Origin of the sequence: Companilactobacillus sp. RD055328, from assembly GCF_022835675.1 — a bacterium.
Lineage (GTDB): Bacteria > Bacillota > Bacilli > Lactobacillales > Lactobacillaceae > BQUT01.
Window position 1 is genome coordinate 275,794 of record NZ_BQUT01000005.1, and the last position, 12,180, is coordinate 287,973.

The 12,180-nt window shown below is 33.7% G+C and carries 13 protein-coding genes and 1 riboswitch; all 13 genes read right to left on the reverse strand.

Features of this window, described 5'->3' with window-relative positions; all coding sequences use genetic code 11:
• Window positions 1-96: 96 nt before the first annotated feature.
• Complete coding sequence (gene der, locus RD055328_RS03500) at window positions 97-1,410, reverse strand: ribosome biogenesis GTPase Der (RefSeq protein ID WP_244087420.1); 1,314 nt, start codon at window positions 1,408-1,410, stop codon at window positions 97-99.
• Window positions 1,411-1,458: 48 nt separating this feature from the next.
• Entirely contained in the window at window positions 1,459-2,652 is a 1,194-nt protein-coding gene (gene rpsA / locus RD055328_RS03505) for a 30S ribosomal protein S1 (protein WP_244087421.1), read from the reverse strand.
• A gap of 68 nt (window positions 2,653-2,720) precedes the next feature.
• A complete protein-coding gene (gene cmk / locus RD055328_RS03510; protein WP_244087422.1) occupies window positions 2,721-3,374 on the reverse strand; it encodes a (d)CMP kinase in 654 nt (217 codons plus the stop codon).
• A gap of 80 nt (window positions 3,375-3,454) precedes the next feature.
• Window positions 3,455-4,177, reverse strand: coding sequence for a LysM domain-containing protein (locus RD055328_RS03515; protein WP_244087423.1), 723 nt, complete (start codon window positions 4,175-4,177; stop codon window positions 3,455-3,457).
• Between the two features lie 89 nt (window positions 4,178-4,266).
• Window positions 4,267-4,821: an ECF transporter S component gene (locus RD055328_RS03520; protein ID WP_244087424.1), complete on the reverse strand. Its 555-nt coding sequence runs from the start codon at window positions 4,819-4,821 to the stop codon at window positions 4,267-4,269.
• An 81-nt stretch (window positions 4,822-4,902) separates the two neighbouring features.
• A riboswitch (FMN riboswitch) is annotated at window positions 4,903-5,020 on the reverse strand.
• A 5-nt stretch (window positions 5,021-5,025) separates the two neighbouring features.
• Window positions 5,026-5,754 carry a pseudouridine synthase gene (locus tag RD055328_RS03525; RefSeq protein ID WP_244087425.1) on the reverse strand — a complete coding sequence of 243 codons (729 nt, stop codon included), beginning with the start codon at window positions 5,752-5,754 and terminating at the stop codon, window positions 5,026-5,028.
• Entirely contained in the window at window positions 5,747-6,343 is a 597-nt protein-coding gene (gene scpB / locus RD055328_RS03530) for an SMC-Scp complex subunit ScpB (protein WP_244087426.1), read from the reverse strand. The genes RD055328_RS03525 and scpB overlap by 8 nt, the downstream gene beginning before the upstream one ends.
• On the reverse strand, window positions 6,327-7,079 hold the full coding sequence (locus RD055328_RS03535; RefSeq protein ID WP_244087427.1) for a ScpA family protein: 753 nt from the start codon (window positions 7,077-7,079) through the stop codon (window positions 6,327-6,329). Before RD055328_RS03535 ends, scpB begins: the two co-directional genes overlap by 17 nt.
• A complete protein-coding gene (locus RD055328_RS03540) occupies window positions 7,072-7,449 on the reverse strand; it encodes a RibT protein (RefSeq protein WP_244087428.1) in 378 nt (125 codons plus the stop codon). Before RD055328_RS03540 ends, RD055328_RS03535 begins: the two co-directional genes overlap by 8 nt.
• A gap of 13 nt (window positions 7,450-7,462) precedes the next feature.
• Window positions 7,463-8,365: a site-specific tyrosine recombinase XerD gene (xerD, locus tag RD055328_RS03545; protein WP_244087429.1), complete on the reverse strand. Its 903-nt coding sequence runs from the start codon at window positions 8,363-8,365 to the stop codon at window positions 7,463-7,465.
• Between the two features lie 20 nt (window positions 8,366-8,385).
• Window positions 8,386-9,267 carry a S1 RNA-binding domain-containing protein gene (locus tag RD055328_RS03550; protein WP_244087430.1) on the reverse strand — a complete coding sequence of 294 codons (882 nt, stop codon included), beginning with the start codon at window positions 9,265-9,267 and terminating at the stop codon, window positions 8,386-8,388.
• A gap of 146 nt (window positions 9,268-9,413) precedes the next feature.
• Complete coding sequence (pyk, locus tag RD055328_RS03555; protein WP_244087431.1) at window positions 9,414-11,186, reverse strand: pyruvate kinase; 1,773 nt, start codon at window positions 11,184-11,186, stop codon at window positions 9,414-9,416.
• Between the two features lie 32 nt (window positions 11,187-11,218).
• Entirely contained in the window at window positions 11,219-12,178 is a 960-nt protein-coding gene (gene pfkA / locus RD055328_RS03560; RefSeq protein ID WP_244087432.1) for a 6-phosphofructokinase, read from the reverse strand.
• Window positions 12,179-12,180 lie beyond the last annotated feature (2 nt).

A 12,180-nucleotide genomic window follows, 5' to 3' on the forward strand; every position in this document is an offset into this window, starting at 1 on the left:
AAACTAAATTACCACACTAAACGCCGTTATGACAAGTATCATTTGGAATTTACACTGTTTTTTTTGAATAAAGTCATTTTTTAGTTTATTTTTTTATTATTTTCTCATTCTAGCAATGATCTTAATAGGAGTTCCAGTAAAATCAAACGATTCTCTCAACTGATTGATTAAGAATCTTTCGTATGAAAAATGCAATAATTCAGGATCATTAACAAATACGACAAATGTTGGAGGAGCAACTGCAACTTGTGTCATATAATAAATTCGAAGTCTTTTCCCATTGATAATTGGTGTTGGTGCAATTGAAGTCGCACGCAACAAAATATCATTAAGTAATGAAGACTGAATTCTCATACTTCTATTATCAGCTACTTGATTAACTAATTCAGGGATTTTGTCTAATCTTTGTTTTTTAGTTGCGGATGTGAAAAGAATTGGTGCGTATGACAAGTACTGAAATTCAGATCTTATCTTATCTTCAAAATTCTTCATAGTCTTATCATCCTTAGTAAGAGTATCCCACTTATTGACGATAAGAATAACTCCACGGCCTGCATCATGGGCATAACCGGCGACATGTTTATCTTGCTCTCTAATACCTTCTTCAGCATTAATAACAACACAAACAACATCAGAACGATCAATAGCTCTAAGAGCTCTTAAAACTGAGTATTTTTCAGTGTTTTCATACACTTTACCTTTTTTACGGATACCAGCGGTATCAATCATAGTAAATTCTTGATCCAAATTGTCATCAAAGAACTTTGTATCAATAGAATCACGTGTTGTTCCTTCAACATTAGAAACGATAACTCGATAATCGCCAAGAATAGAATTAACTAATGAAGACTTACCAACATTAGGACGACCAATAAAACTGAATTTAATACTATCATCAACAATTTCTTCTACATTCGCTGGGAATTCTTTTACAACATTATCCAATAAATCACCAATACCTGTTCCTTGAACACCAGATACTGGATTTGGCTCTCCAAAGCCAAGTGAATAGTAATCATATATATCTTGACGTTGTTCTGGATTATCAGCCTTATTAACAGCTAAAACAACTGGTTTATTGGTTTTATAAAGAATCTTAGCAACATCTTCATCTTCTTTAGTGACACCGGTTCTACTATCGGCAATGAAAATTATAATATCAGCCTCTTCCATCGCAATTTCAGCTTGTTGCTTAATTTGCTCAGACATTGGTTCATTACTTATCTCAATACCACCAGTATCAATTAAGCGGAATTCTTTACCCAACCAAAAAGCACGTGAATATATCCTATCACGTGTTACACCAGGTGTATCTTCCACAATTGATAATCTTTCATTAATTATTCTATTAAAAATTGTTGATTTACCCACATTAGGGCGACCAACTAGAGCTACTACGGGAACTACCATTTTATTTCATCCTTAATTGCAAAAAAGCTGGGATACCCAGCTTTTTCATTATTCTTTATCTTGTTTTACTACATCAGCCAAATTAAATCCGTGACTTTCTTCTGGCATTTCGAAGTTTTCAATTTCTTCCTTTGGTGATTCATTACTTGGGTTAGGGTTTTCAGTCAATTGTTTAATTGATAGTCCTAATCGTTGTTTATCAGTATCAAAGTTAATAACTTTAACTTGTACTTCTTCGTTTTCTTTCAAAACATCAGCAGGAACTTTTATATGATTCCATGATATTTCTGAAACATGTACAAGTCCTTCAATACCAGGAAGAACTTCAACAAAAGCCCCAAAGTCAGTTAGTTTTTTAACTTTACCGTCTAAAACATCTCCAACCTTAAGTTCTTCTTTTGCCTTATCCCATGGACCAGCTTGAAGTGCTTTAATTGATAGAGAAAGTTTATTTTTTTCTTTATCAAGATTTAAAACTTTAACTTCAACTTTTTGATCTACTGATAATACATCAGATGGTTGAGCAATATGTTCATGTGAAATTTCAGAAATATGAACTAATCCATCAATTCCACCAACATCAACAAAAGCACCGAAGTTAGTTAATCTTCTTACGGTACCTTCAAGAGTATCGCCGGGCAATATCTTGCTGTATACTTCTTCTCTTGCTTTTGCTTGCGTTTCAGCTTCAACAACACGATGATTCAATACCAATCGATTTTGAGCTTTATTCAATTCAGAAATTTCAACATTTAAAGTTTGTCCAACGTATGGTTGTAAGTCTTTTACGAAATTAGTTGAAATTAATGAAGCAGGAATAAATCCACGTAATCCCTTAACGTCAACTAATAATCCATTTTTGACTGTTTGTGTAACTACAACATCAAAACGAGCTTTGTTATCGAAATCAGTTTCAAGATCTTCCCACACTTTTTGTGCTTCAATGCGTTTTCTTGATAATAAGAAACTACCATTGTCTTTATTTGGGTTCAAACGTTTAACAACGATCAATTCAATCTTGTCGCCACGTTTAAGTTGTTCTCTTAAATCAACATTTCTGTCATTTGAGAATTCCTTAGCAGTAAGTACTCCTTCAAACCCAGTTCCATCAATACCAATAATAGCTTCGCCATCATCAACTATTAATATTTCTCCACTAATTTTGTCACCAATTTCTACTTTACCAAAGTTATCTAAAGCAGATAAAAGCTCTTGATTCATATCATCTGAAGCATTTGTCATATTTACACCTCTTTTTACGGTTATACCTATATAATAATTGAATTTTTACTTAAAGACTAGCATTTTTTCTATTTTTTGATTATGTCAATTACTTTTTGCACAACTTGATCAATTGAAAGACCCGTAGTATCCAACTCAATAGCATCTTTAGCTTTTTTCAATGGTGATATTTTTCTATGTGAATCTTTGTAATCACGATCTTCTATCTCTTTTTCTAGAGTTTCTAAAGAGACATCAATACCTTTTGATTCATATTCTTTAAATCTACGGACTGCTCTTTCATGAACACTAGCAATCATGAATATTTTGACTTCAGCATTTGGTAAAACAGTTGTTCCAATATCACGTCCATCCATAACTACATCGCCTTCTTGTGCTATACGACGTTGTTCTTCAACTAATCGTTCACGAACAATTGGTAAGGCAGAAACTTCAGAAACATTATTTGTGATTTCTACAGTTCTTATTTCTTCAGAAACATCTTGATCATTTATAAAAACTCGTTGCCCTTCGACACTATTTTTGAAACTTATTTTAAATTTATCCATTAATAACAATATATTTTCTTCATCATTATATTTTACGTTATTAAGCTTGGCCATTAATGTAACAGCTCTATACATTGCACCTGTGTCACTATAAATAAAATTCAATTCTTTAGCGATTAGTTTTGCGATTGTACTTTTACCTGCTGATGCAGGCCCATCAATTGCAATTTGCATATTTAACCTTACCTCGACTATCTATTAATCTTAATTTTGGCCATAAAAAAAAGCGAAAATCATTCGCTTCTTATTTTACATTATTTTACTCTTAAACGCATTCCCGGTGTTAAAACTGTTCCAGGTTGTAGTCCATTAAGTGCATATAGCTCTTCGGTACTCAAATTATGGTTATACGCAATACGGAAAGGATTGTCACCTTGTACTACTGTATAATATCCTGAATCATCTGCAGCTTGCTTAGCTGCAGCGGCATCATCTGCTGCCTTTTGATCTGCTGCTTCTTGTGCAGCTTTTTCTTCAGCGGCTTTTTTTTCTGCTGCTTCTTGTGCAGCTTTTTGCTCAGCAGCTTTTTTTGTTGCTTCATCACTACTATCTTTTTTTGTAGATTTAGATTTTTTTGAAGTTTTCTTTTTTGAAGATTTTTTACTATCTGATTTGTCAGATTTACTTTTGTTACCTGCGTTAGCAACTATTTCATTATTACCGTTGCCATTATTATTAGGATGGAAATTAGCATCAACTACCCAATTAATTACTGGAGCTAACATTAATAGTACCAATGCAGCAAATAGCGCTACAACAAGTGTTCTGACACCACGTTTCTTCTTGTTTTTAGCAACTCTAGAAGGTTTGCCCTCTTCATTTAAATCATCTTCAAATTGCTTATTCCAGGGTTTATTCTCTTCAGTTAAGTTTAATTTTTCTAAATCCTCAGGAAGTACTGAGCCGTTTAGTCCTACAACTGAATCAGGTAAATCTGGCATTTTTTTCTTTAAATCAGAGTCATTTTTTTCGGTCAAAATATGGCCCTCCTGTCTTAATATTACACTAGAATATCATACAAACATTAAGAAAGAATTAAGGAGTACTAAAGAAAAACAAAATATAATTAAATTTCGTTTTTCTTCAAATAATCTTTCATACGATTATAGACAATCATACTAATAATCATCACTAAACTACCTTTAATTAAATTGAATGGAATAACAATCGTTAAAATATATTTCATTAGTGGCATACCAATTTTCATATCTGCCAGAATCATATAAGCTGGCATTAAGAAAAAGTAGTTAACTAATGCTGAAATTATAGTTAAAGAAAAAACACTAATAATTATTTTTAAAAAGACATTTTTATTTTTAAGTAATACTGCTGGTAGCATAACAGCAATACTTCCAATAAACCCAGCAAAATTGCCAATCAATCCAATTAATCCACTACCTTTTAATATCCAATTAACAATTGAGCGAATAAAAGCAATTAGTATTCCGGCAACTGGTCCGAATGTTGTTCCACCGATAATTGTAACAACATCGCTTAAATCAACTTTTAAAAAAGGTGCCATCGGTAATATTGGAAACTCAAAAAACATTACTAATGTAGCTAAGGCTCCTAAGACAGCAATATAAATAATGACACGCGTCGAAAGAAATTTCTTTTCCATAATATAATAGTCCCAACCTTTCGTTGGCTTCCTAAGAAAAAAGAAATCTATTTTTGTTGTACACAAAAAACAGGTCTCTCAACTTGTTTTCTTCCATCTAGACTTTAACTATCGGTCTTGGAGTTTCACCAAGTCAACCATTACTGGGTCGCGGACTATCACCGCCGGTCGGGAATTACACCCTGCCCTGAAAACCAACTATTATTATTTTTTATTTTTTAGAAGTAAACTCACTTCTGTTGATCCCAAATCACGATACTCCCCAGAAGTCATTCCGTCAAGAGTTAAGAACCCATATCGTTCACGGGATAGCTTATCTACTTGATAGCCAATTGTTGAAAACATATCTTTAACTTGATGGTTATGTCCTTCATGAATAGTAATTCTAACTATTGCTTTGTTTTTAACTCTATCTTCTGACATAATCTTGACTTTGGCTGGAGATACTCGATAGTCTTTAACTTTCAAGCCACCTTTTTCAAGCTTAGCTAGATCTTCACGTTTTGGAATCCCATTAAGCTTAGCAATATAAGTTTTATCAACTTTGTATTTTGGATGCATTAATCTATTAGCGAAATCGCCATCATTTGTCAGAATCAATAAGCCAGAAGTATCATAATCTAAACGACCAACAGGATAAACACGTTCATCAATATCCTTGATATAGTCAGTTACCACTTTACGACCTTTTTCATCTTTAACAGAAGAAATAACTCCACGAGGTTTATAGAATAATATATATCTTTTTTCTTCTTGATGGATTAACTTATTAGAAACTTTGATTTTATCTTTCGGTTCTACTTTATATCCTAATTCGGTAATTACAGTACCGTTAACAGTAACTTCTCCCATTGTAATCAGTTCTTCTGATTTACGACGTGAAGCGACACCGGCATTAGCCATTACTTTTTGAAGACGTTGCTTTTCAGCCATTGTTTTCCTCATTATTTTCTAATTTTTCAAATTTACTATAAAACAAATCTAAATTACCATCTTTATCCAGTTCACTATCTTCAAATTCTGAGATATCTGGTAATTCTTTTAATGTTTTTAAACCAAAATAGTCCAGGAACTGCTCAGTTGTCGCATATATTATTGGCTTACCTGGGACATTCTTTCTACCATTTTCTTTTACTAACTGACGAACAATTAACGTTTGTAGTGTACCAGAGCTTTGAACCCCACGAATTTCGTCAATTTCAACACGTGTTACAGGTTGTTTATAAGCAATAATTGATAATACTTCTAAAGCGGCCTGACTAAGAGTTGTTGATAAACCACTCTTGAAATAACGGTTCAATAAAGATCCAAATTGTGGTTTCGTAACTAATTTATAAATATCATCAAACTGACTAATTATAAGTCCACTTTGTTCATCTGCTTCAAGATTTATCTTTAATTCATCTAATGATTGACGCAATGCAGACTTAGAAATTTCAAGTAACTCCGCCATAATTCCTAATTCTAATCCTTGATCTCCACTAGTATATAAAAGCGCCATTATTTCAGCTTGATACTGCATCTGAATTTCCCCTTAAAATTACTAACAAATCACTATCAAATGATTCTTGTTCACAACTAACTTCTTTACTTTTCATCAATTCTAATGTTGCCATGAATGTTGTTACAACCTCATCAATAGAATTCTTATTAATTAATAAATCTCTAAACGATTTAGTTTTTTTATCACCTTGTTTTAGACGATCCAAAATATTGAATTGTGCTTCTTCTATTGATAATGACTCATTTTCAACTGTTTCTGTAATTGGCTTACGTTGTTCTTGACGGTTCAAAATATCTGCCATTGTAAATGCTAAATCACTAGCTAGAACTGAGTTTGGTTGCAAGAAAGGTTTGATATCAGTATCAGGAATACTAATTTCTTTCGAAAACGACTGTCTACGACCTGTTTCACGGTCTTCAAAGTACTTACTAGCCTTTTTAAAAGTTTGATAAGTTAATAATTGAGCAACCAAATCATCACGTGGATCACCAACTTCTTCAGGTTCATCATCATCAAAATTAGTCATTGGCAGTAATAATTTACTTTTGATAGACATTAGAGTTGATGCCATAACCAGATAGTCACCAGCGATATCTAGTTGCAATTTCTTAGAATTATCCAAGAAACTAATATATTGGCTAGTAACTTCTGATATAGGAATATCATAAATATCAATTTTTGACTGTTTAATTAAATGTAATAATAAATCTAACGGACCTTCAAAATCCGTTAATATAATTTTCAGCTCATCCATTATTTTTTCCCGTTAATTCTCGATCACGTTTCCAACTATTAGTCATTCTTGATAACTCTATCGAAGAAAGTATGTGTTTATTTTTATTAGTATTTTGTAAATCATCAAAAATACGATAGATATTTTTACCAGTTCTATATGCCGGATTTAAACAAAGATATCTAACATACACGAAATCTTCACCAATATCAGTAGCAATAATACCAATAAAATCACGTTCAGGTCCACGCTTATATAAATATAATTGATGTTTGGGTGTTTGTAATAAGCGCAATTCATCAGTTAAAAAATCAACATCTTTTAATTCTTTGCGATATGACAAAAATCCCATGGTGATTTTTTTATATTCTTCACTGTATGGTATTAGCATATATACTACCTTCCTAAGATCTTGGATGAGATTTATTATACACATCACGTAATCGTTGCTTTGTTATGTGCGTGTAAATTTGAGTTGTTGAGATGTCAGAATGTCCCAGAAGCTCTTGAACAACACGCAAATCTGCTCCATTTTCTAATAAATGTGTAGCAAATGAGTGTCGTAAAGTATGTGGAGTAACATCCTTATCAATTCCAAGTTCTAAAATATATCCTTTAATCATGCGCCATATAGATTGACGCGTTAATCTTTTACCGCGAAAGTTTAAAAATACGGAATTATTATTTCCATACAAGTTAATTTGCGGGTTGCGAACTTCATTAATGTATCTAATAATCCATTTAGAAGCGGTATCACCAATTGGTATAAGACGTTCTTTATCACCTTTACCAATTGTTTTAATCAAGCCAATATCTAAATGCAAATCATCCATATTAAGATTAATCAGTTCCGACACACGCAAACCCGTAGCATACATCGTTTCTAAAATAGCACGATCTCTTATTCCCAATGATTTTTCAACATCTGGAGCTTCAATTATACTATCAACTTCAGCCATTGATAATGCTACTGGTAAATGAATACCTTTTTTAGGAGAGTCCATATCTAACATCGGGTCAGTAGAAATATAATGCCCATGCATTAACCACTGATAGAATTTCCTAAGAGAAGAGAACATTCTTAAAATCGAATTTTCTGCCTTATTAGACTTTTTTAAATCGGTAAAAAAATCTAAAACTTCACGTCTATCTTCAGGGAAAAAATCCAAATTAGACTCATTAATAAATTGAGCAAACTCACTGATGTCCTGTTTATACGATGTAATTGTATTCTTAGATAATCCACGGTCCAATCTTAAGTAACGAGCATAGTCATTTATCAAATCCGTCATTTTAGACTGTGTCATAACTATACCCTCTCCTTAGATCAGTCTTCTTTTTTTGGTTCTTCTTTAATTAAAACCGTAAATCCATTTTCTTGCTTGATATATCGATTCTTTAATAGATTACCAAGAGCTTTTTTGAAACTCCCTTTACTTATACCAAAATATTCCATTATATCCTCTGGAGTACTTTTATCAGTATAAGGTATTTTCTTGTCTTGAGAATGTTCAAGTACAGTCATTATCATTTGAGCATCATCACTTATTTCTTCATAAGCAAATGGTTTCATCGATATATTATAACGGTAATGGCTAGTTCCAATAGTTCTACCTTTGATGCGCTGACCAACTCTTAATGTTCCAATAGATTCAGATGGATGAATAAATCCAAGATAGAAATCGTCCGTCAAAACAAAACTGCCGGATAAGCGATTGGCAATTATTTGCCCTTCAATGAAGCGATTCTTATCGTTTTCAGGTGCTGTTCTTACTAATTGATCAATCAAATCAATATCTGCCGGTTTTGCCCACATACGTTGTTTATTGTCATTAATAATTTTGACCATCAAAACATCGTCTTTTTTTGGCCATTCATATTTATCTAGTGGTAAATCATCAAGAGAAACTACAATATCTTTGTCAGGTAATCCGATATCGACAAAAACACCTAAGTCTCTTCTTACATCAACTACTGTTCCTTTACCGTACATACCTATTTGTACTTCTGGTAATTTAGTAGTGATAATATTTTTATGTTCTTTATTTTCATAGACAAAACCTGTTACTAGATCATCATTAATTAAATCATCTTGTATTTCCGTTTTATCTAGTTCGAAAGTAATTCCATTTACTTGCACGAAATAACTCTCGTTATTTTGATCGGTAATTTTGCCTTCGTAAGTAGTTCCATAATTTATAGTTGTCATATTTCTCCTAAATTAAAACAGTTAATTAGCTATCTACACTATTGTACCAAATACAAGTCCAACAGTAACGTTTGGTTACATAAAATTATAATTTTTCGAATCAAAAAAGTTGAAGGATATTCCTTCAACTTTTTTATTATTTTTTATTAAAGTGTAGTTGAAGCACCGTGATAAACTGATCCACGACGAGTATCAACTGTGATTGTATCACCATCTTTAATTGATGATGTAGCACCTTCAGCACCAACAATTACAGGAACACCCATTGCAATACCAACAACTGCAGCGTGTGAAGTTAATCCACCAGCTTCAACAACAACAGCTGAAGCTTTTTCAATAGCAGGTAGGTAATCTTTATCAGTAATTGAAGCAACTAAAATGTCACCTTTGTTCATTTTGTCAGCAGCGTCTTTTGCAGAAGTTGCAACAACAGCTTTACCAACAACTGTATCATCACCAACACCTTGTCCATTAGCAAGTTGTGAACCAATACGTGTAACACGCATTACGTTAGTTGCACCACTTTCACCAACAGGAACACCAGCAACAATAATAATTAGGTCGCCTTCTTCAGCAAATCCAAGATCTTGAGCTTGTTTTGCAGCCAATTCAAACATTTCATCTGTGTTTGAAGGACGATCAGCAACAACTGGATGAACACCCCAGTTAACTGTCAATCCACGTTGAACTTTTTCATCAAATGTAATTGCCAAAATATCAGTACTTGGACGATATTTAGAAATCATACGTGCAGTATATCCTGATTTTGTAGCAGTAACAATTGCTTTAACTTTTAATTCTTCAGCAGCTCTAACAACTGATTCACCGATTGATTCAGTGATGTTTGAACCTCTGTATTCTTCAAATCTTTGAAGAGCAAGAGTGTTCTTACCTTGTTCCATTTGTTCTTGAGTTCTTTCATCAATACGAGCCATTGTAGCAACAGCTTCAACAGGGTAATCACCATTAGCACTTTCACCAGAAAGCATAGTAGCGTCTGTTCCGTCCATTACTGAGTTAGCAACGTCAGTTACTTCAGCACGTGTAGGACGTGGGTTGTCTTGCATTGAGTCAAGCATTTGTGTAGCTGTAATAACAGGCATACCAAGTGCATTACACTTCTTAATCAAAGCTTTTTGAACAAAAGGAACATTTTCAAATGGAATTTCAACACCCATGTCACCACGAGCAATCATCAAACCATCAGAAACTTTAAGGATATCATCAATGTTATCGATACCTTCTTGTGATTCAATCTTAGGGAAGATTTGGATATTTGCTTTTCCTTTTTCTTCAAGGATTTCACGAATATCTAAAACGTCTTGAGGTTTACGAACAAATGAAGCAGCAATGAAGTTAACATCTTGGTCACAACCAAAACGAATATCATCGGCATCTTTTTCTGTAATACCAGGAAGGCGAATTTCAACACCAGGTGCATTAACACCTTTCTTTGAACCAATTTTACCTGAGTTTTGAACTTCAGTAACTAATTCTTTATTAGCTTCGTCTTTTTCAATGATCTTTAATCCAACTTCACCATCATCAATAAGAACCATTCCACCAACGTGCGTATCATCATATAAACCAGGGTATGTAACAGCGATTTTTTCAGGTGTACCAACAAGTGAAGCATCCATAGAGATACGCATTGTATCTCCAGTTTTAGCCATGAATTTTCCACCTTCTTGGTCAGTTGTACGAATTTCAGCACCTTTAGTGTCAAGCATCAAACCAACAGTTCTACCAGTAATCTTTTCAGCTTCACGAACATTGCTCATTCTTCCAGCATGTTCTTCATGATCACCATGTGAGAAGTTAAAACGGAATACGTTAGCACCAGCTTCGATTAGCTTAACTGTTGTTTCCACGTTATCACTAGCAGGTCCAAGTGTACTTACAATTTTTGTTCTTTTCATGAATTAAGTTTCTCCTATTTAATATATATTTATTAGCGACTCATTGATTCGTTTAAATCAAATAATGATAAATCAGGTTTGTGTTTGCCATCAAACAAGTCCAACATATCGTGATATGTCAACTTATTATCTAACATTCCTACGGCGATTCCACCTTTACCTTCAAGCAACAGATCAACTGCATAAGCACCCATCTTGCTTGCCAACACACGATCTCTAGCTGTTGGTGAACCACCACGTTGTACATGTCCAAGAACAGTACTTCTAACAGAGAAATCTCCGTATTCAGAAAGTTTTTCAGCAAATTCATCGGCGTGCATAACACCTTCAGCAAGAACAATAATGATATGTTTCTTGCCTTTTTCACGAGCTGTTTTGATTTTTTTAGCAATTGCTTCAATATCAAACTTGTGCTCTGGAACAACAATTTGTTCTACACCGCCTGAAACTCCAGCCCATAATGCAATATCACCAGCTCCACGTCCCATAACTTCAACAACGAAAGTTCTAGCATGTGAACTAGCAGTATCACGGATCTTATCAATAGCTTCAACAGCTGTAGTAACAGCAGTATCAAAACCAATTGTAAAATCAGTATATGGAATGTCATTATCAATTGTTCCTGGCAATCCAACAGCATTAAATCCATGTTCTGTTAAACGCAAAGCTCCGTGATAAGAACCATCACCACCGATAACAACTAAAGCCTCAATACCGAACTTTTTAAGTTGTTCGATACCTTTAAGTTGTCCTTCGACTTGAGCAAATTCAGGATAACGTGCAGAGTACAAGAATGTACCACCACGTGAAATGCGGTCTGATACTGATTCTGCTGTCATTGGAAAAATATCTCCAGCAACTAATCCAGCATAACCGTAATTAATACCATAAACTTCTAAACCTTTGTCAATAGCGTGACGCGTCACAGCACGAATAGCTGCATTCATACCTGGTGCATCTCCACCACTTGTTAAAATACCAATTCGCTTCATTT

Coding starts and splice junctions, on each gene's coding strand:
- der (WP_244087420.1), bottom strand. CDS start 1,410: ATGGTAGTTCCCGTAGTAGCTCTAGTTGGTCGCCCTAATGTGGGTAAA.
- rpsA (WP_244087421.1), bottom strand. CDS start 2,652: ATGACAAATGCTTCAGATGATATGAATCAAGAGCTTTTATCTGCTTTA.
- cmk (WP_244087422.1), bottom strand. CDS start 3,374: ATGCAAATTGCAATTGATGGGCCTGCATCAGCAGGTAAAAGTACAATC.
- RD055328_RS03520 (WP_244087424.1), bottom strand. CDS start 4,821: ATGGAAAAGAAATTTCTTTCGACGCGTGTCATTATTTATATTGCTGTC.
- RD055328_RS03525 (WP_244087425.1), bottom strand. CDS start 5,754: ATGGCTGAAAAGCAACGTCTTCAAAAAGTAATGGCTAATGCCGGTGTC.
- scpB (WP_244087426.1), bottom strand. CDS start 6,343: ATGCAGTATCAAGCTGAAATAATGGCGCTTTTATATACTAGTGGAGAT.
- RD055328_RS03535 (WP_244087427.1), bottom strand. CDS start 7,079: ATGGATGAGCTGAAAATTATATTAACGGATTTTGAAGGTCCGTTAGAT.
- RD055328_RS03540 (WP_244087428.1), bottom strand. CDS start 7,449: ATGCTAATACCATACAGTGAAGAATATAAAAAAATCACCATGGGATTT.
- xerD (WP_244087429.1), bottom strand. CDS start 8,365: ATGACACAGTCTAAAATGACGGATTTGATAAATGACTATGCTCGTTAC.
- RD055328_RS03550 (WP_244087430.1), bottom strand. CDS start 9,267: ATGACAACTATAAATTATGGAACTACTTACGAAGGCAAAATTACCGAT.
- pyk (WP_244087431.1), bottom strand. CDS start 11,186: ATGAAAAGAACAAAAATTGTAAGTACACTTGGACCTGCTAGTGATAAC.
- pfkA (WP_244087432.1), bottom strand. CDS start 12,178: ATGAAGCGAATTGGTATTTTAACAAGTGGTGGAGATGCACCAGGTATG.